General features: G+C 62.0%; 15 protein-coding genes. 11 read left to right on the top strand and 4 right to left on the bottom strand.

What is annotated here, in order from left to right:
* Window positions 1–227: 227 nt before the first annotated feature.
* Genes G473_RS0112795 through G473_RS0112780 form a run of 4 tightly spaced genes read left to right on the top strand, consistent with a single transcriptional unit; the run spans window position 228 to window position 6,163 of the window.
* The gene (locus tag G473_RS0112795; protein WP_029013423.1) at window positions 228–2,384 is read left to right on the top strand and encodes a TonB-dependent receptor; all 2,157 of its coding nucleotides are present in this window, start codon (window positions 228–230) and stop codon (window positions 2,382–2,384) included.
* Window positions 2,385–2,443: 59 nt separating this feature from the next.
* The gene (locus tag G473_RS0112790; protein ID WP_035707098.1) at window positions 2,444–3,817 is read left to right on the top strand and encodes an MmgE/PrpD family protein; all 1,374 of its coding nucleotides are present in this window, start codon (window positions 2,444–2,446) and stop codon (window positions 3,815–3,817) included.
* Entirely contained in the window at window positions 3,814–5,076 is a 1,263-nt protein-coding gene (locus G473_RS0112785; protein WP_029013421.1) for a glycerate kinase type-2 family protein, read from the top strand. The genes G473_RS0112790 and G473_RS0112785 overlap by 4 nt, the downstream gene beginning before the upstream one ends.
* Before the next feature lie 10 nt (window positions 5,077–5,086).
* Window positions 5,087–6,163, top strand: a complete 1,077-nt coding sequence (locus tag G473_RS0112780) for a tartrate dehydrogenase (RefSeq protein ID WP_029013420.1) — start codon at window positions 5,087–5,089, stop codon at window positions 6,161–6,163.
* Window positions 6,164–6,397: 234 nt separating this feature from the next.
* Here G473_RS0112780 and G473_RS0112775 read toward each other — a convergent pair whose 3' ends face one another.
* Window positions 6,398–7,210, bottom strand: coding sequence for a transglutaminase-like domain-containing protein (locus G473_RS0112775; protein WP_029013419.1), 813 nt, complete (start codon window positions 7,208–7,210; stop codon window positions 6,398–6,400).
* A 423-nt stretch (window positions 7,211–7,633) separates the two neighbouring features.
* Here G473_RS0112775 and G473_RS0112770 point away from each other — a divergent pair, with 423 nt between their 5' ends.
* From G473_RS0112770 to G473_RS0112760, 3 genes are all read left to right on the top strand, one after another.
* Window positions 7,634–8,977 (top strand): MFS transporter, encoded by a 1,344-nt coding sequence (locus G473_RS0112770; RefSeq protein WP_029013418.1) that lies wholly within the window; start codon window positions 7,634–7,636, stop codon window positions 8,975–8,977.
* 45 nt (window positions 8,978–9,022) lie between these two features.
* Complete coding sequence (locus G473_RS0112765) at window positions 9,023–11,005, top strand: serine hydrolase domain-containing protein (protein WP_029013417.1); 1,983 nt, start codon at window positions 9,023–9,025, stop codon at window positions 11,003–11,005.
* A 72-nt stretch (window positions 11,006–11,077) separates the two neighbouring features.
* Window positions 11,078–11,434: a RidA family protein gene (locus G473_RS0112760; RefSeq protein WP_029013416.1), complete on the top strand. Its 357-nt coding sequence runs from the start codon at window positions 11,078–11,080 to the stop codon at window positions 11,432–11,434.
* Between the two features lie 107 nt (window positions 11,435–11,541).
* Here the strand turns inward: G473_RS0112760 and G473_RS0112755 are convergent, their stop codons facing one another.
* Window positions 11,542–12,684: an NAD(P)/FAD-dependent oxidoreductase gene (locus G473_RS0112755; RefSeq protein ID WP_035707096.1), complete on the bottom strand. Its 1,143-nt coding sequence runs from the start codon at window positions 12,682–12,684 to the stop codon at window positions 11,542–11,544.
* A 350-nt stretch (window positions 12,685–13,034) separates the two neighbouring features.
* On the opposite strand from G473_RS0112755, the gene G473_RS26735 reads away from it, so the two are divergent.
* Window positions 13,035–13,709, top strand: coding sequence for a helix-turn-helix domain-containing protein (locus G473_RS26735; protein WP_084438069.1), 675 nt, complete (start codon window positions 13,035–13,037; stop codon window positions 13,707–13,709).
* 158 nt (window positions 13,710–13,867) lie between these two features.
* On the opposite strand, the gene G473_RS0112745 is transcribed toward G473_RS26735, so the two are convergent.
* On the bottom strand, window positions 13,868–14,503 hold the full coding sequence (locus G473_RS0112745) for a helix-turn-helix domain-containing protein (RefSeq protein WP_029013414.1): 636 nt from the start codon (window positions 14,501–14,503) through the stop codon (window positions 13,868–13,870).
* A 163-nt stretch (window positions 14,504–14,666) separates the two neighbouring features.
* Here G473_RS0112745 and G473_RS0112740 point away from each other — a divergent pair, with 163 nt between their 5' ends.
* From G473_RS0112740 to G473_RS0112730, 3 genes are all read left to right on the top strand, one after another.
* Entirely contained in the window at window positions 14,667–15,686 is a 1,020-nt protein-coding gene (locus G473_RS0112740) for a dipeptide epimerase (RefSeq protein ID WP_029013413.1), read from the top strand.
* A gap of 128 nt (window positions 15,687–15,814) precedes the next feature.
* Window positions 15,815–18,055 (top strand): TonB-dependent receptor, encoded by a 2,241-nt coding sequence (locus G473_RS0112735; RefSeq protein ID WP_029013412.1) that lies wholly within the window; start codon window positions 15,815–15,817, stop codon window positions 18,053–18,055.
* A gap of 72 nt (window positions 18,056–18,127) precedes the next feature.
* The gene (locus G473_RS0112730; protein WP_210163315.1) at window positions 18,128–19,243 is read left to right on the top strand and encodes a dipeptidase; all 1,116 of its coding nucleotides are present in this window, start codon (window positions 18,128–18,130) and stop codon (window positions 19,241–19,243) included.
* 38 nt (window positions 19,244–19,281) lie between these two features.
* On the opposite strand, the gene G473_RS0112725 is transcribed toward G473_RS0112730, so the two are convergent.
* Window positions 19,282–19,977, bottom strand: coding sequence for an NnrU family protein (locus G473_RS0112725; RefSeq protein WP_051330234.1), 696 nt, complete (start codon window positions 19,975–19,977; stop codon window positions 19,282–19,284).
* Window positions 19,978–20,163 lie beyond the last annotated feature (186 nt).

Raw genomic sequence — 20,163 nt, 5'->3', positions numbered from 1 at the left:
CGGCAGGAGGGGCAGCCGGGGAGCCCTCAAGCAACCCTGCCAACCCGCCCCTCCACCGCTGAATGGCACCGTCAATGCGGCTCATCCTGTGGCGATGGGTTCATTTCGTCAAATAAAAACATCCACTGTCATAAATTTTTGCATCCAATTTGTTGACCAACCGCATTCATTGCACATAGGCTCTCTCCACACCCGGCGATGACCGGGATCAAAAAGGGAGGAATGGAATGAAGCTGATGCGCCGCCAGGCCATGACCTGCGGGACTTTCGCCATGATGATATTGTCCTCAGGCGCCGCCTTGGCCCAGGTACCCAACACGGGGGCCGGTGACCAGTTGGATGAAATCATCGTCACAGCGCAGCGCCGCAGCGAGCGTCTGCAAGATGTGCCGGTCACCGTCACCGCCTTCGGGGCGGCGGAAATCGAACAGGCGCGTCTGCGCCAGATCGACGATATTGCCGGGCGCACACCCGGGTTGAATTTCGACGCCTTCCCCGCCTCCCAGCCGCGCATCACCATTCGCGGCATCGGCTCCAGCGATCGGGGCGCTGCTGGAGATCCCAGTTCAGCCGTTTTCCTGGACGAAATCTATCTGGGCCGGCCGGCAGCCGTCGCCTTTGATGCGTTCGACGTATCACGGATTGAGGTGTTGAAGGGCCCCCAGGGCACACTTTACGGCCGCAATGTCGTGGGGGGCGCCATCAATGTGGTGACCGGACGGCCATCGCTTGATGAGGTCGACGCTGCCGTGGAGGCGACGGTTGGCAATTATGAACGGCTGGAAGCGGCTGGTTTCGTCAATGTACCGCTGGTGCAGGGAAAATGGGCGGCCCGCGCCAGCGGTGCCGTGCGCACGCATGATGGCTACAGCCGCAATAGCTTCACAGGCAACCGGGTGGATGACCAGGATACGCGCAGCGGCCGCCTGCATCTGGCGGGTGAACCATCGGAGACGGTACGCGTGCTGCTGACGGTAGACGGCACGCGCGACCGGGCGACGGGGCCGGCCCAGCATGTGCTGGACCTGGATACGGACGATCCCACCTCCGCGCTCTGGACGGTTGACCGCGACCGCAAGCATATCGCCAGTTCCACCGACGGATATCAGAATAAGGATACCTGGGGGGTGCGGGGACAGTTGGAATGGGATCTGCCCTTTGCCAGCCTCACCTATCTCGGCTCATATCGCGATCTGGATTATAATGTCTTTTATGATCTGGATGGCGGCAATTCGACGACCAATGCCATCAATATCAGTGGTGGCAATGACGAGACCAGCGACTTTTCCAGCCACGAACTGCGCCTGACCGCCCTGCCCGACAGCCGTATCCAATGGGTAGCCGGCCTTTACAATTTCAACAGTGACACTGACCGCACGGACACGCTGGTCATTGATATGGGTCGCCCAGCGACCGAGATTTATACCCAGGCGGCCAAACTGAACAGTTACGCCGCCTATGGCGACGCGACGGTCCCACTGGGGGACCAATTCTCCCTGATCGGCGGCCTGCGCTATTCCCGGGACGAGAAGGATTACCGGGTCTCCAACACGGCTGGTACCGCGGTGCTGCGCGGGTCCGAACGGTTCGACGTCACCACGTCGGACAGTTACGAGGCCTGGACCTGGCGTGGTGGCGCGCAATATAAGCTGGACCGCGACCATCAGCTTTACGCCATGGTTTCCCGTGGCTTCAAAAGTGGCGGTTTCCAGGACACACCCGGCTCCGCTGAAGAAGCCGCCGATAGCTTCGATCCCGAATATGCCACCCAGTATGAGGTGGGCCAGAAAAGCAGCTTCCTGGATGGGCGCCTGATCTGGAACAACACCCTTTATGTAATGAAATATACCGACCTGCAGACACGGCGGACCCTGCCCAATCTTTCCATCGTCACGGAAAATGCTGGCAAGGCCACCATCCAGGGCTATGAGACCTATCTGCAATGGCGCCCGTTCAAAGGGGCAAATCTGACCGCCACCTATGGCTACACGGATGCCACCTTCGACGAGTTCGCCCCCGAACCGGGCGAAGATTATGCCGGCAACCGCCTGTCCCGCACGCCCAAGCACAAGCTGGTCATCTCCCCCTCCTACGAGACGTTCCTGGAAAGCGGCCACAGCCTGCTGTTCGCCGCCGACTATCGGTATGAAAGCATGATCTTCGACGATAATTCCAATGAAGGGCCGGAGCGGCGCGCGCCCACGCATTTCGTCGACGGGCGCATCGTTTTCAACAGCGTGTCCGGTAACTGGTCACTGTCCCTGTGGGGCAAAAACCTGACCAACGAAGTGACGCGCACCCACCAACTGGTGTTCCTGGGCGCCAATTTCGGCGCTTACAACCCACCGCGCACCTTCGGCGCGACGCTGGGCTGGCGGATGTGAGCCTGGAAGGCCCGGCACCTGACCGCCGGGCCAATCCCAATTGCCGACAAGGTATTAAGATGAATATTGCAGAACAGATCGCACATTACGCCACATCATTGGATGGCCGTAACCTCCCCCCGCTTGTGGTGGAGCGGGTGAAACAGCGGATCGTTGACAGCTTGGCCTGTATTCTGGGCGCCTATGGGTCAAGGCCCGCGAAAGCCGCCATCGCACACGCGGCAACCCTGCCTTTCCAGGCATCCAGCGTGTTTGGCACGAACCTGCGCACCAGCCCGGATATCGCGGCCTTCGCAAACGGGACGATGGTTCGCTATCTCGATTACAATGACGGCTACATGAGCCGGGAACCCGGCCATCCCAGCGACAATATCCCTGCATGTCTGGCCGTGGCGGAAGCCGAGGGTGCCTCGGGAAGCGACCTGATTACGGCCATCGTGTTGGCCTATGAGGTGCAGATGCGCCTGCAGGACGCCGCCGGCCTCAACCGCCGGGGCTGGGATCATGTGAACTACATCCTCGTTTCCGTTGCCGCTGCGGCATCCCGATTGATGCGGTTGACGGAGCGGCAGACGGTGCAGGCCATCAACATGGCCCTGAACGGTCATATCGCCATGCGTCAGGTCCGGTCGGGGGAATTGTCGGACTGGAAGGGAAGTTCCGCTGCGAATGCTGCGCGCAACGCCATTTTCTGTGCCCAGCTTGCCCGCCATGGCATGGACGGACCATCACCCATTTTTGAAGGAAGGATGGGCTTCATCGCCCAGGTGTCGGGCGACCTGGATTTCGACATCAACCGTTTCGGCACGCCCGAAAATGGTGATTTCCGTATCCTGAAATCCCTGACCAAGACCTTCCCCACCAATGGCGAATTGCACACTGCCGTCTGGGCCGCGATTGAGTTGAAGGCCATGGTCCCAGACCTGGAGGAAATCGCGGCGATCCATATCGACACAACGGATATCGGTTTCCGCATCCTGGCCAGCGATCCCGAGAAATGGCGGCCAGCCACCCGGGAAACTGCCGATCACAGCCTGCCCTATAATGTGGCGCGCGGGTTGATGGATGGGGATATCACGCTCGCCTCTTACGCCCCGGCGCAGATTGCCGACCCGCGTGCGGTTGCCCTCATGTCCATGACGACGGTGACGGAAGATCCTGGCCTGACAGCCCTGTTCCCGCAGCATCTGGCGAACCGCGTAACGGTCACTCTGAAATCCGGGGAGATTCTCACGCGGGAGGTGATCTCCGGCCCCGGTTCAGTGGAAACGCCAATGAATGATGCGGATTTCGCAGCGAAGTTCCGCCGCATGGCCGCCGATCATATCGGCCCTGACAAGCAGGATGCAGCCCTCGCCTTCGTTAGGCTTCTGGAACAGCAGCAGGATTACCGTCCCCTGTTTGCGGCGATGCGCTCAACGGACGCGCCATGACCGACCCTTCGCCCTTATCCCGTTTGCAAATGCTGTTCGAAGCGGCCTTGGCCGCCGCCTCCCCAGCAACGTGCTTGCCGCCGCACCTGCCACCCCCACCCAAAGGGCGCACCCTGGTGATCGGGGCCGGCAAGGCCGCCGCCGCCATGGCAGCGACGGTTGAACAGCATTGGCCAGGCCCCCTGTCGGGGATGGTCATCACACGCTATGGCCATGGTATGCCATGTCGGGCCATCCGCGTGGTGGAAGCGGCCCACCCCGTTCCGGATGCCGCCGGCATCCGCGCCACGCAGGACATGGTAGGGCTGTTATCCGGGCTGACGGCGGATGATCTGGTGCTGTGCCTGCTGTCCGGCGGCGGGTCGGCGCTGCTGGCGGCACCTGCCCCCGGCCTGACCCTGGCCGACAAACAGGCGGTGACCCGCGCCCTGCTGAAAAGCGGGGCGACCATCGCGGAGATGAATTGTCTGCGCAAACATCTCTCCTCTGTTAAGGGAGGCCGGCTGGCGCAGATGGCGGCCCCGGCCCGTGTCGTCACCCTGATGATCTCCGACGTGCCGGGGGATGATCCCGGCACCATCGCTTCCGGCCCCACCCTGCCCGATCACACTACAAGACAGCAGGCGCTGGCGATCCTGGAACGGTACAAGATCACCGCTCCCCCCGCAGTGCTGGCGTGGCTGGCCGACCCGGCCAGTGAAACACCCAAGGCACCGGATGCGCTGCCCACCGGCCATCACCGCATCATTGCCACCCCGACCGCCGCTCTGGAAGCCGCAGCGATGCGAGCACATGAGTTGGGCCTGACACCGATCATCCTGGGCAGCGATATTGAGGGGGAAGCGGGCCTTGTGGCGCAGCAGCATGCGGCAAAGGTCCGGGACATCCTGCACGGTGGCGGCAGGATACCCCGCCCTTGCGTCCTGCTGTCGGGTGGGGAAACCAGCGTCACCGTGCGTGGACAGGGGCAAGGCGGGCGCAATGCGGAATTTCTGCTGGCGCTTGCCATGGAATTGGCGGGAGAGCCGGGCATCCATGCCCTGGCCGCTGATACCGATGGCATTGACGGGTCGGAGGATAATGCCGGCGCCTGGATCGGCCCGGACATCCTGCACCGGGCCGAACAAGCCGGCATCTCCGCGCCGGCCCTGCTGGCAAACAATGATGCCTACAGTTTCTTCCAAGCCCTGGGCTGCCTGCTGATGACCGGCCCCACCCGCACCAATGTCAATGATTTCAGAGCCATCCTGATCAGTTGAGGATTGAAGAATGACGATGAACCGTCCCTACCGCATCGCCGTCATCCCCGGCGACGGGATCGGCAAGGAAGTGGTGCCGGAGGGCCTGCGCGTGCTGGAGGCCGTTGCGGTACGCTATGGCTGCCAGTTCGCCTTCGACCATTTCGACTTCGCAAGCTGCGACTATTACCAGCAGCATGGCAAGATGATGCCGGATGACTGGAAGCAGCAGATCGGCAGCCATGATGCCATCTTCTTCGGCGCCGTCGGCTGGCCGGCCACCGTGCCCGACCATGTTTCGCTCTGGGGATCGCTGATCCAGTTCCGGCGCGAATTTGACCAATATGTCAATCTGCGCCCCGTTCGCCTGATGCCGGGCGTGCCCAGCCCGCTGGCCGGCCGCACGCCGGGGGAGATTGATTTCTACGTCGTGCGGGAAAATACCGAAGGCGAATATTCCTCCATCGGCGGCCGCATCTTTCCCGGTACGGAGCGCGAAGTGGTGATGCAGGAAACGGTGATGACCCGCATCGGCACCGACCGTATCTTGAAATATGCCTTCGATCTGGCGCAGCGGCGGGAGAAGAAGCACCTGACATCGGCGACCAAATCCAACGGCATCGCCATCACCATGCCCTATTGGGATGAGCGGGTAGAGGCGATGGCGGCGCATTATCCCGATGTGCGCTGGGACAAATACCATATCGACATCCTGGCCGCCCATTTCGTGCAGCATCCGGACTGGTTCGATGTGGTGGTCGCCTCCAACCTGTTCGGCGATATCCTGTCTGATCTCGGCCCCGCCTGCACCGGCACCATCGGTATCGCCCCCGCCGGCAACATCAACCCGGATGGCAAATTCCCCTCCCTGTTCGAGCCGGTCCATGGCTCCGCCCCCGATATTGCCGGTAAGGGCATTGCCAACCCGGTGGGACAGATCTGGTCGGCGTCCCTGATGCTGGATCATCTGGGCGAACATGCGGCAGCATCCGCCATCCTGCGCGCCATTGAGACGGTGCTGGCCCAACCCGCCCTGCGCACCCGCGACCTGGGCGGCCCCGCCGATACCGTCACCTGCGGCAAAGCCATCGCCGACGCCTTGGCGTGAACAGCGGATATCCTTCTGGTCGCGGAGAATTTATCGCCTTAGATCGCAGAACGGATGGACCAGGACACCATTTCACGGATCGAGCAGCAGTTCCGGCCCGGCCTGCTGGATGGTGCTGATCCTGGTTGGAAACGCGGTAGCAGCGGCACACGGCTAGGCAGCGATCAATATGGCGGACCGCGCCGCGCCGTGTCCGCCCCCTTTATGAACGGCGTTATGATAAGGGTACGGTTGTTACTCGCCCACCGGCGCGGTCCATACCCGGAACCCTGCCAGATTATTCGCCCCGAAAGTGTGGGTCAGCGGCACGTCGGCAGCATCGCGCCCGGTTGCAATCAGAATGCGGCCGATACGGGGCTGGTTGTTGCGCGGGTCGAATACATGCCAGCGTCCCCCGAGATAGACTTCCATCCAGGCCGCGAAATCCATCTCCGCATAGGGCGGCGGCTGGCCGATATCGCTGATATAGCCGGTGCAATAGCGGGCGGGAATATTCATGGCGCGGCAGAAGGCGACAGCCAGATGGGCATAATCGCGGCAGACGCCCCGTCCCTCGGCATAGGCTTCCGCAGCCGTGCGGGTAGGCCTGGAATGTTCATAGCCGAACTTGATGTGCCCATGCACGAAATCGCAGATTGCCTGCACCCGCCCCCATCCGGTAGGGGCCTTTCCAAACAGGCGCCAGGCTTCAGCGGACAGAGTGTCGGTTTCGCAATAGCGGCTGGGTAGCAGGAACAGCAAGGTGTCAGGGGGTAGATCCTGCACTGCATGCTGCACCGCGTCCAAGGCCACCGGATCGGGCAGGCCATCGTCACGGATAACGCTGTCGGTGCCCAGAACAAAGCGCCCGGCCGGCGCCACCAGCCGGCAGCACCAATTCCCGAAACCGTCACGGTAACTTTCAATGGGGACGGGCGGATTGGTGATCAGGTGGTCCGGCCGCTCTAATTGCGCCACGCGCGAATAATGCACGTTCAGCATGACAATCATAGCCGTGTTCTGCGGAAAATCGTAAGTAAGCTGACAGCCCAGATGAATGCGGACCATACCGTCTCCCACACTGGAAGGTTGGCGCCGGACAGGGGATGCCCCCTGCATGTAACGAAGGCACCCGCGCAAACGCGACCACCTTCACACCCAACCCGACCAGGGGCGCCCGTCATGCTACTTGTCGAACCCGGCAGGGGCCAGAACTGGTTTGAAGGATGCTGCAATCGCGAAGGGATAAGTCATCTCTGAACGGATGACCCCGATGGCGAGACCTCAAACATGTGGATCATGCCAGCCCGCTCCCCGCTCTCTCGCGGTACCCACGAGATCATGGGCCCATGCTCCAACCGATGATATTGCCGCCCCTGACAGGCCGACTGATGGCTCACCTGGCCAATCATCGCTCGGATTTGACAAATCTGTATCCATTGAACAAAATTTTTCTTATAAGAAAATTATTAGTCATTCTGGAGGGGTGCCATGGGTGTCGCCGCAGATCTCCCACCGGGCAGGACCGAAGCCGGGGTCAGCCCCCAGGCATGGTACGCCATCGGCGTTTTCGCCCTTGCCGCGATGCTGTCTTATACGGATCGCCTGATCCTGAACCTGCTGGTCAGCCCGATCCGGGCGGAGATGGCCATCACCGATACACAGGTCAGTTTTCTGCAAGGGGCGGCATTCGCCGTCATCTATTCCATTGCCGGACTGCCCATGGGCCGCCATGCGGATCGGCACGGGCGGCGTAACCTGATCCTGGCCGGCGTGCTGGTCTGGAGTTTCGCCACCTTGTTATGCGGTCTGGCGCAGAGTTATGGTCAACTCTTCGCTGCCCGGATCCTGGTAGGAGTCGGGGAAGCTGCACTGGCACCCGCCGCCCTGTCGATGATCCCCGACCTGTTTCCCGCTCACCGGCGTGGCACGGCAGTGGGCATCTTCCTGGCTGGCATGGTGATGGGCGGCGGCACCGCCACCCTGACCGGCGGCGTTCTGATCGAACTCTACGCCAGCGGCGCGCTCAGCGGTTTGCCGCTGGTGGGCGAGTTGCCCCCCTGGCGCGCCGTACTGGTGACACTGGGTCTGGTCGGCGGCGTGATGGCGCTGCTTGTTCTGCCGATCCGGGAACCGCAGCGGCGCGAAAGCCTGGGCGGAAAAGACAATACCGGCCTGGGGCCGCTGCTGCGCTATATGGGCAAGCACCGCGCCGCCTTCGTGCTGCTTCTGGGCGGGCTGACCCTGACCCAGCTTGTCGATTACGGCACCAACAGTTGGACGCCGTCGCTGCTGATGCGTGTCCATGGCTTTAGCGCTGCGGAAACGGGCGCGGCCCTGGGCGGCATCCTGATCGGCGTTGCCGGGTTGGGAACCGTGTCCGGCGGCATCCTGGCGGATTTTCTGGAACAGCGCGGCGTCACCGGGGGCAAGCTGATCATCGCCGCCCTGGCCACGAGCCTGGCCGTGCCCTGCATGTTCTTCTCGGTCAGTGGCTCCACCACCCTGCTGCTGACGCTGTTTGGGCTTTTCGCCTTCCTCCTGGCCGTGGGGGCCAGCACGGGCATTGCCGCCGTGCTGGATCTGGTGCCGTCGGAACTGCGGGGTATGACGACGGCCATCCAGGCCTTTCTCTTTACCGCCATCGGGCTGGGCATGGGACCGACGGTGGTGGCACTGACGACCGACCATGTTTTCGGTGATCCGAACGCGGTGGGCTGGTCGATCCTGGTGACCTGCATGCCGCTGATGGCGCTGGCCGCCCTCGCTCTATGGCGGGCCAAGCCGCATTACCGCCGCACGCGCCAAGCCTTGGCAGACCGCACAAGCCACTGAATAAAAATAAAATAAACCACATAATCCACGAACAGGGACCAAGAGATGAAACACTATAAACCATGCTGGAGACTTCTGGCCCTCAGTCTGGCGCTTGCCTTGCAGGTGGGCCCCGCCCTGGGTCAGGTTCCCGATACGACCCCCGTCATCACCAGCCCGGCGGAAAACACCGCCGTTACCACCCACCCGCTGACCGCAGCGGATGTAGAAACGCTGGTGGACGGATTGCTGCCCTATGCCCTGAAACGGGGTGACATTGCCGGGGCCGTTGTCACCATCGTCAAAGACGGGCAAATCCTGTTCAATAAAGGCTATGGTGTTTCTGACCGGGAAACGGGCAAGCCCGTCGATCCGGAAACCACCATGTTCCGGCCGGGCTCCGTTTCCAAACTGTTCACCTGGATCGCGGTGATGCAGCAGGTGGAGGCCGGGCGCCTGGACCTGGATGCCGACGTCAACCAGTACCTGGATTTCAAGATCCCGGCGACCTTCGACGAACCCATCACCATGCGCCATATCATGACGCATACGGCCGGGTTCGAAGAGACGGTAAAGCATCTGATCGTGCTGGGCGGGGACGCGCCCGCCGACCTGGGCAAGCTGCTGGCCGGCAACATCCCGGCCCGCATCTTCAAGCCGGGCGTCACAGCCGCCTATTCCAACTATGCCACGGCGCTGGCCGGCTATATCGTGCAGCGGTTGAGCGGCGAACCTTATGCCGACTATATCACCCGCCACATCCTGACCCCCGCCGGCATGCCCCATTCCACCATGGTGCAGCCGCTGCCGCCGGCCCTGGCGCCCTTCATGTCAAAGGGGTACGAATCCTCCCGCGATCCGGCCCGTCCGTTTGAGATCACCAACCCGGCCCCCGCTGGCGCGCTCGCCGCCAGTGGTGCCGATATGGGCCGGTTCATGATCGCCGTGCTGAATGGCGGCCAGGGCCAGAATGGCCGCATCCTGAAGCCGGAAACTTTTGCGGAGATGCACAAGCCGCAGCACCGGCCGCTGCCGGGCCAGAAACTGGCCATGGGCCTTGGCTTCTATGAGCAGAACCGCAATGGCTACCGCATCATGGGCCATGGCGGCGACACCGTGCTGTTCCATAGCGATCTGGCGCTCTGGCTGGATGAGGGTGTGGGCCTCTTCATCTCCATGAACAGCACCGGCGACGGTACCTCCCCCGGTCCGATCCGCGACCAGTTGCGTGCCCTGATCGCCGACCGCTATTTCCCGGCCCGGGAACCAGCGCCCGAGCCGCCGACGGAAACGGTGAAGCGCGCGGTGCCGGTGAGCGGCACCTTCTACACGTCGCGCCGCGTCGACAGCACGCTGGTCAGCTTGACCAACCTGTTCGGCCAGGGCGATCTGGTGACGAACAGCGACGGCACCGTCTCCTTCACCCTGTTCCGCGATTATGCCCGCCTGCCCAAGCGCTGGCGCGAAGTGGCACCGGATCGCTGGCAGGAGGTAGGTACCGACAGCCTGATGCATACGCGCACCGATGCGTCCGGCCGTGTCACCGCCATCACCACCGACGATTACCCTGCCATCTTCGTGTTTGAGCGGGTGCCCGCCTCCATCAATAAGGCCTGGAGCCTGCCCGCGCTGGGCGTCACACTGTTTCTCGCCCTGTTCACGGTATTGTGGTGGCCCGTGGCAGCGCTGGTTCGCCGCCATTATCGCCAGCCGCACCCCTTGTCCGGCCGTCCCCTGCTGGCCGACCGGCTGGTGCGTGTGGCCAGCCTAATGGCCCTGGTGTCGCTGGGCGGCATGATCGGCGTCATGGCGCTGGCTATCACCCCCCTGATGGAAGGCACCATCCTGTGGCTGCTGCGCCTGCTGCAACTGGCAGGGGTCTTGGCAGTCCTGGGGCTGGTGCCTGCCGTCTGGCAGGCCTGGCACCTGTGGCGGCAGCCCGCCGGCTTGTGGGCCCGGATCCGGGCCAGCCTGGTGGTGGTGATGTTCCTGGCGGTGCTGTGGTTCATCGCCACCTTCCATCTGGTCAGCTTCAGCCTGAACTACTGATCCAGTTTGCCTTTTGTTCCAACCCCGGCCTTCACAGGGCCGGGGTTTTCTTGGTCTTTAAGGATGTGAACCATGGCCATCGCCCCTGCTTTATCCCCCGCCGTCCCAGCCGGTGATCTCCTGTTCCTGTCCGGTCAGCTCGCTTTCGGGGCGGATGGCGCCATCGTTGCACCCGACGATATCGCCGCCCAGACCCGGCAGGTGCTGGCCAATATCGCCAGTGTGCTGAAGGGCCATGGGCTCGGCCTGTCAAACGTGGTGAAGACAACCGTCTGGCTGACCGATACGGCCGATTTCGCAGCGTTCAATGAGGCTTATGCCGCCAGCTTCGGCAGCCACCGCCCCGCCCGCTCCACCGTGCGGTCGGACCTGATGCTGCCGGGCGCCAGGATCGAGATCGAAGCCATTGCGCGCCGTATACAAGGCTGACGCATAAAGCAGAAATCACAAAAGGACCGCTGTTTCCCGCTTGGAACAGGACAACAAAAAAAGCCCCGGTGGATGGACCGCCGGGGCTTTTTCCTTGTCACATCATTTTACTGGCCCTGACATCGATCAGGCGCAAGGGAGGCAATATCCACCCCCAACCCTGCCAGAGCGGGCGGAACCTCCCCGGTAACCAGCAGGGAAGCACCGACCTGGGCCAGAGCCGGCGCCATCTGGATGCCATAGCCGCCCTGACCCGCAAACCAGAAGAAATTAGGATGCGCTGCCGGGCGCCCCACAACAGGACTGCGGTCGGCGACAAAGCTGCGCAGACCGGCCCAACTGCGCGTTACACGGCGGATCGGCAACTCGGTCGCCCCCTGCACGCGGTCAATACAAACGGCAATGTCCCATTCGTCCGCCTGCGCGTCGCAAGGGGGCGATGGGGTTTCATCGGCGGGCGAGGCCAAAAGCATGCCGGCATCCGGCTTGAAATAGAAGCTGCCGCCAGCATCAATCACCGCCGGCCAGCGATGACTGTCGACGCCACCCGGCGGGTCCAGCATGATGGCGGTGCGGCGCAACGGCATCAGCCCAACCAGCGGCACGCCCGCGATCTCCGCAACCGTATCCGCCCAGGCACCCGCGGCATTGACCAGCATGGAAGCCCGGACCTTCTCGGTCCCGAAGGTGAGAACCCAACCCTGCCCATCTGGGGTCGCGGCGCACAATTCAGCGCCGACGGAAAGGACAACACCAGCCGCGCGCGCCCGGCGCAGATAACCCTGGTGCAAGCCATGGACATCAATATCCATGGCCTCTTCCTCCCACAAGGCAGCAGCCAGAAGCTCCTGGCGCAGGACGGGCACCATCTGGCGCGCCTCCTCTGGCCCCATCCTGACGGTGCGCGCGCCCACCCGCTGCGCTGTGGCCTGGAGTTCGTCCAAATGCCCCAGCGCCGCTTCATCGGCAATGTAGAGACAGCCGCGCGGTGTCAGCAATGGATGATCGGTAAAGCCGGAAGGAGGCGCCAGATAAAAGGCGCGGCTGGCAGCCGTCAGGGCACAGACGATGTTATTGCCATAAAGAACACTGTAAAGTGCCGCGGAGCGGCCCGTCGTATGGTAGCCGGGAAACTCCTCCCGCTCGGCCAGCAGAATCCGCCGCCCCTCGACACCGGCATCAACCAGCGCCGCCGCGATGGAAGCGCCAGCCATGCCGGCCCCCACAATCACGATATCAAATGCCTGCATTGAGGTCACCTCCCACTGCCGGCATCGTGAGAATTGATGTCCTATATGTCAAATATTTTTCTTATAATAAGAAAAATACACAAAATGCCATCCGCAAACCTGTTTGGATAATGGCGTGATCCAGCGGGGCCACCCCCGCTGAACGACGAAAAATGGCCTGCATGACAGGCAATTTCCAACAGCCTTGCAGCGATACAGGGGCTTTCCCTGCCCATGCTTTGCGCCCATGACGCGGGCAATCACAGGGAAAAGCTTTCCACAGACCCTTGCCCTATGGCATTTTTTATTTTCCGAAGCACCAACTCACCCCGCTTCGGGGAAATGTCTTTTCTGGAGGTCCATAGTTCACCATGACGCGGAAAGCACCGATCGGAAAGGCCCTGCGGCGCCTGCGTCTACGGAATGAATGGACTCTGGCCGATGTGGCGGAGCGCACCGGCCTTGCCGTCTCCACCTTGTCGAAAGTCGAAAATGACCGCATGTCGCTGACCTTCGACAAGATCGTCAGCCTGTGCGAAGGGCTGGGCGTTGATATCGGCACCTTGTTCACACCGGACAGCCAACCCGCCGATACGCCTTCCCCCGTCATGACCCGGCGCAGTATCGACCGCCTTGGCGACGATGCCGAAATCGATACCAAGAATTACCGTCATCGCTATCTGAACACGGATATCACCCACAAAAAGATGATCCCGATCATGGTGGAGCATCGTGCCCGCACCATGGAGGAATTTGGCACCCTCGTCCGCCATCCGGGTGAGGAATTCATTTATGTGATGGAAGGGGCCATCGAGGTCCATACCGAGTTTTATGCCCCGACCCTGGTGCGCGCGGGCGAAAGCATCTATCTCGACAGCACGATGGGCCATGCCTATCTCGCTGCCGACGATGGACCGTGCCGTACCCTGTCCGTCTGCACCAGCCCGGAAACCGCCATTGCCGACGCACTGCGCCTGAATGAACCCTCTGCCTTCGACGAACCTGCCGCCAAGCCGAAGAGAAAACGCAACCCAACGGGGCGGTGAGCTGGCGTAGAGCGGCATCCTCCTTATCAGAAAAATTCTCTGTTTAGAGAAAAGCGGTCCAATCGAAGAATCGTTTACTCAGCGGCGTCGATCCGTCCGTCCGGCGCCTCCATCCCGTGAAATCCGGCCTGATCATGACCGATCAAGTCGGACTGACTTTACAGGGCCGGCTTCTCGTCATGCAGCGACAGAAGCGATTGCATCAATTCCTCATCGGCACTCGACATGACGCCGAGCACCTCGGCCTCTTCACACCCTTCCGCCACGAGATAGGCATGCCCCATCGTGCTGTCGATATAGATGGACTGTCCGGCCTCCAGGACCACAGGATCGTAAAACTCCGTATTCACGACGACCCGTCCCTTAAGAATAAAAATAAACTCTTCCCCGGAATGATGAACAAGCTGGCCAAACTGCTTGGATGTTTTGGCCCTGATCTTGGTGAGCACCGGGATCATACGCTTCCGGCGTAGCTCCGTGCATAAATAATAATAGTCGTAATTATCGGTTTCTACCCGAACCGCACGGTCCAGGTCACCAAAACTGCGCCGCGCCGTCACCGCCGCTGGTGAGGGGTCCGCTTCCGGTTCCGCGAAAAGCTCCGACATCCGTACCCCCAGCCGCCGGCTTAACTGCTGCAGCTTGTCATAGGTCAGGGTCAGCCGGTCATGCTCCACCTTCGACAAGGTGGAAACCGGTATGCCGGTTTTCTCGCTCATCTCCTTAAGCGTCCAGCCTTTGCGGGAGCGGAGGCCGCGTAACAGCGATCCAAGGGTCGGCAGTGCGGTGGACACGTGCAGTTACTCCATTGACGCATTTTCTAATCAGGATAATATTATCCCGATCAGGATTGTTTTGGCTATTCGACAGGCCAATTCTATTGGTAAGTAGCCAGCAGGGCAATCAGGAACAAGCCAGGCCCACCGCGACCTTTTCCGCCACAAGGGTGATCAATCAATGACAAGACTGACCATGACGGTCGCGACCGAACGGTTGCGGCTGGCGCAACCGTTCCACATTTCCGGCTATGTCTTTGAACATTCAGACGTCGTCGTCGTAACTCTGTCAGATGGCACGTATCAGGGGCGTGGCGAAGGCGGCGGTGTTTACTTCCTGGGTGATGATGTCGCCCATATGACAAGCCAGCTTGCCAGCGCCCGCAGCGCCATCGAAGCCAGCCCGACGCGGGAGGAATTGCGCCAAATTCTGCCGCCCGGCGGTGCCCGCAATGCCGTAGATGGCGCCCTGTGGGAACTGGAAGCGGCACGCAGCGATCGCCCGGTCTGGCAGTTGGCCGGGCTTTCGGCGGAACCCACGCCTCTGCGCACCACTTACACGCTGGGTGCCGACACGCCGGAAGCGATGGCACAAGGGGCCGTTAACTATGCCGACGCCAGAGCCATCAAGATCAAGCTGACCGGTGATCTGCCGCTGGATATGGCGCGTGTGGAAGCCATCCATGCCGCGCGGCCGGATGCCTGGCTCAGCGTCGATGGCAATCAGGGCTTTACAATTGATCAACTGGACCCGCTGGTTACCACGCTGCGTGCCGCTGGCGTGGCCTTGCTGGAACAGCCGCTGGCCCGCACCCGTGATGCCGATCTGGAGGGCTATAAATGCCCCATCCCCGTCGCTGGCGACGAAAGCATCGTGTCGCTGGCTGATGTCGCCGGTGCCGTCGGTCGCTTCAATGTCATCAATATCAAGCTGGACAAGTGCGGCGGCCTGACCGAGGGGCTGCTGATGGCAGCCGAAGCACGGCGCCTGGGTCTGGGTGTCATGGTCGGCAACATGGTTGGCAGCAGTCTGGCCATGGCACCGGCCTTCGTACTGGGCCAGTTCTGCGACATTGTCGATCTCGACTCACCCATTTTCCTGGCGCAGGACCGGACACCCGGAGCGGTCTATCGGGATGGCGACATCCATGTCGGCAGCGACGTCTGGGGCACGCGTGCGGCTGCAATGGCTGCCGGTTGATCCGATTGGACGGAGAATCGGAAAAATCTTTGACATATAGTAAAATTAGAAAATAATGTTCTAAACGGGATGCAGTTGGCCCAAACAAGCCAAAAGGCACGGGTCAAGGATCTGAACAGGAGAGCTTGATGGGGACATTTCGTAACACGCTGCTGCTGGCCACCGGAATGATGGCTGTCACGGCAACCGCGCCGGTCATGGCACAGGGCCAGACCTCGTCATCCGGCATCGTGCTGGAAGAGATCATCGTCACGGCGCAGAAGCGCCGCCAGACACTGATTGATGTGCCGCAATCCGTGTCGGTGGTCAGTGGCGCCACGCTGGAGAAGCAGCAGGCGAACACCATCCAGGATTATCTGAAGCTGGTTCCCGGCCTGCAACTGGCCCAGGATACGCCCGGCCAGGGCCGCCTGGTGATGCGCGGCGTCAATACCGGCGGCGTGGCATCCACCGTGTCGGTCTATATGGACGAGACGCCGTTCGGCTCCAGCACCGCCCTGGCCAATGGCGCCATCCTGGCCGGCGATTTCGACACGTTCGACATCAGTCGGGTGGAGGTTCTGCGCGGGCCGCAGGGCACACTTTATGGTGCCAGTTCGCTGGGCGGCGTCTTGAAATATATCACCAATGAACCCAACCCGCAGGGGGTGGAAAGCCGTTCTCGCGTGGGTGTGGAGACGGTGAAGGGCGGCGACCTGTCCTATTCCGGCAATACGATGATCAATATGCCGATGTCGCCGGATTTCGCCGTGCGTGCGTCTGGCTATTACCGCAAGACGGGCGGCTTCATCGATAGCATCGGCACCGCCGGGTCGGATCAGGCCAGCAATATCAATGACAGCCAGAGCTATGGCGGCCGCATCTCTGCCCTTTATGCGCCGGACAGCGGCTTCTCGCTGCGGCTGAGCGCCCTGCTGCAGGATATCAAGGCCGACGCGCCCAGCACGGTGGAAAGCGACCAGGAGAGCATCGCCATGCTCTATGGCCGCCCCACCTTCTCCCAGTTCGTGCCTTCTTTCCGCGATATCCGTTACCGCGTCTATAATGCCACGGCTCAGTATGAAGCGGGTTTCGCCGACATCCTGTCCTCCACCAGCTTCAGCTCCCAGAAGCAGGCCAGCCGCATAGACCTTACCTATAACCTTTCCAGCCTGATCCAAGGCGCCTTCGGCACGCCGAACGAGCTTTACATGGGCCAGGACACCAATGTCGAAAAGTTCACCCAGGAACTGCGTCTGACCTCGTCCGAACCCGGCCCGTTTGAATGGCTGATCGGCGGCTATTACGTGCATGAAAAGGCCGAACTGCTGCAGGGCTATACCGCCGTAACCCCCGGCACGCTGACACCGATCGCCGCCCTGCCGCTGCTGGCCGATGTGCGCCTGCCCTCCAAATATGAGGAATTTGCCGGCTTCGCCAATGCCACGGTGCATCTGGACGAACAGTTCGATGTCGATTTCGGTGCCCGCTACAGCCATAACCGGCAGAAGGCCAGCCAGACCACCGACGGTGCCCTGGCCGGCGGCACGTCCGTCTATCCCGACATCCGGTCATCGGAAAGCGTCTTCACCTTCTCCGCGGCCCCGAAATATAAACTGTCGGAGAATGCGTCAATTTATGTCCGCGTCGCCAAGGGCTATCGCCCCGGCGGGCCCAACCCGCTGCCGCCGACGGCGCCGGCCGATACGCTGCGCCAGTTCGACAGCGACACGCTGATCAGCTACGAGGCCGGGGCCAAGGTGCAGTCCGCCGATGGCATGTTCAGCGCCGACCTGTCGGTCTTCCATCTCGACTGGCGTGACATCCAGCTTATTGCCGTCGTCAACGACTATGGCATCAACGTCAATGGCGGCAAGGCCAAGAGCGACGGCGCCGAAGGCACCCTGACCTTCCGCCCCATGCGCGGCCTGGAACTGTCAGCCAATGCCGCCTATACCAACGCCAAGCTGCTGGACGATACCACACCGGTCATCGGCGGGTACGATGGCGACCGCCTGCCCTTCACGCCGAAATTCAGCGCCGCACTGAACGGCGATTATAGCTGGGATCTGACGGGCGACATCATTGCATCGGTCGGCGGTTCGGTCCGGTTCCTCTCCAAGCAGCAGGCCAGTTACGACGCCACCTATCGCGCCGCTACCGGCCATCAGCGGCAATTGCCGTCTTACCAGGTTATTGATCTGCGGGCAGGGCTGGATTTCGGCAATTTCGCCCTGGATGCCTATGCCAAGAATGTCGGCAACAGCAAGGGCCGCACCTCCACCGCGTCACGCCTGTCCAGTGGTATGCCCGTTTTCCCGGGCGGCGCCCTGGCTACCGGCATCATCCGCCCGCAAAGCTTCGGGTTGAGTCTCTCCACAAACTATTGACGCCGGTGCGGCGGATGCCGGTCCCTCTTGTCGGCAATGATCAGGACCGGCATCCTTGCCGCAGGAGACACTATGCCCCACACCACCGACCTTCACCGCCGCCTGCTGACGCTGGATGCCCATCTCGACACGCCGGTCCATTTTTCCCGCGAAGGCTGGCATTTCAATGAGCGGCACGGGTTGGAAACGGATGTCGCCCAACTCGACATGCCACGCATGGCGGGCAACCTGTCGGGCGGTTTCTTCGTCATCTATACGCCCCAGGGACCGCTGACGGACGACGCCTATGCCGCAGCATTGGCATCGGCCCGTCAGCGGTCGCGGGAAATCGACGAGACGCTTGCCCTTTTCCCCGATCATATCGGCGCCGCGACCGCAGCCGCCGATGCCGTGCGCCTGCATGGACAGGGAAAACTGGTCGCGTTCAAAAGCATCGAGAACAGTTACCCGATCGGCGAGGATTTGGGCCTGCTGGCCGAATTCCATGCGCAGGGCGTGCGAATGGCGGGGCCGGTGCATATCCGCGCCAATCAATTGGCCGACAGTTCCACCGACGCGCCCCGCTGGAACGGGCTCAGCCCGCTGGGCGAAGGCTGGGTGGCGGAGATGAACCGTCTGGGCATGGTGATTGATGCCAGCCACGCCTCTGACGAAGCGTTTGACCAGATGCTGGAAGCATCAAGGGCACCGTTGATCCTGTCCCATTCCGGCACGCGCGGCTATTTCAATCATCCGCGTAATCTGGATGATGGCCGCATTCGTGCGCTGGCAGCCAAAGGCGGGGTGATTGGCTTCACCACCATCTACCTTTCGGCCATGCATATGGTGCCGGAAAGGGCCAGCCTGTTCCACACCATGGGGCATATTGGTGACCTCCCCATCGCCGAACAGACTGATCTTGCCCGGCGCTGGAACGCACTGGACGATACGGCCCCCATGTGGAGTGCCGATTTTGAGGATTACATCCGGGCGCTGTTACATACGATCAACGTGGCCGGCGTAGAGCATGTATGCTTTGGCGCGGATTGGGATGGCGGCGGCGGTGTCGCCGGCCTCCGGGACGTGACCGGCCTGCCCCGCGTCACCGAGCGGCTGTTGGCCGCCGGCTTTTCCCCGGATGATCTGGAAAAAATGTGGAGCGGCAACCTGTTGCGCGTCCTGTCCGACGCGGCTGGACGAGAGTTATAAAGCACCCTTAGTTCGGGCCCCGATGGGCTTGGGCTTTTTCAGGGCAGGAAATAGGCGCCCAGCGGATCAACCCCGAACAGCAGCGGATGGAGTAGCAGCACCAACCCCATCAAGGTGATAGCCAGGATGCTGCGCAGAAAGGTTGGCCCCAGCGGCAACAAGGTGGCGGATAAGGGGACTGTCGCCACCGCATCGGCCAGCCCCTGCCAAGACGGCCCCATCCGTTCCCGGCAGCGTCGGTCCAGCACCCGGCGACCAGCGATGGAAAACAGCAGGAAGCTGCCAAACAGCAGCACATGCACCCCATCGCCATTGGCCAGCAGATGCGCGCCCGACCAGAGCGCCAGCGCCGCGAGCAATGGATGCCGGGTCAGTCGCACGATGCCCGGTCGGGCTGGGTCGAAGCGATCATTATGCGCGCCCCCGAAGGAAAAGGGATTGGGCCGCCCCACCGACAGGCAGGCCAGCAGGAACGCTGCCGCCATGCCCAGCAGGGCCAGATGCGCCAGCACCGGGCCTGTTTCCCAGAGGGGAATATAGGGCGCCTGCCCAGCGGCAGCAAAAACCCAGCCCAGCAGCAGGATGGACAGGGCCGAATAGGCCAGCAGGAAGCCCCGCGTCCCAAGACGATCCGTCAGCACGCGCCGCACATGCGGATGCGCCGGCAGCCGGTGGGAAACTAGGAACGCCGTGAAAGCGAGGATGAACTCCCCTACCGGCCACATACTGTCCATCTGCCATCTCCTGCCGCCGCCCGGTGATCGCGGCACCTTAATACAGCCCCAGGCCGGGAAGGTTGCGGCACGTCAAGTACGGCCCCCGCTGGTCCGCCCATGGTCAGGCCCAATCCACAATTTCTGGAGATCCGCCTGAGCATCTACGGGGGAGATGCTGGGGTTTCCTTGCACCTGCCCGCATAG

The organism is Niveispirillum irakense DSM 11586 (assembly GCF_000429645.1).
Taxonomy (GTDB): Bacteria; Pseudomonadota; Alphaproteobacteria; order Azospirillales; family Azospirillaceae; genus Niveispirillum; species Niveispirillum irakense.
Note: the sequence above shows the minus strand (reverse complement) of the source record. Positions and strands in the feature narration are given on the sequence as shown.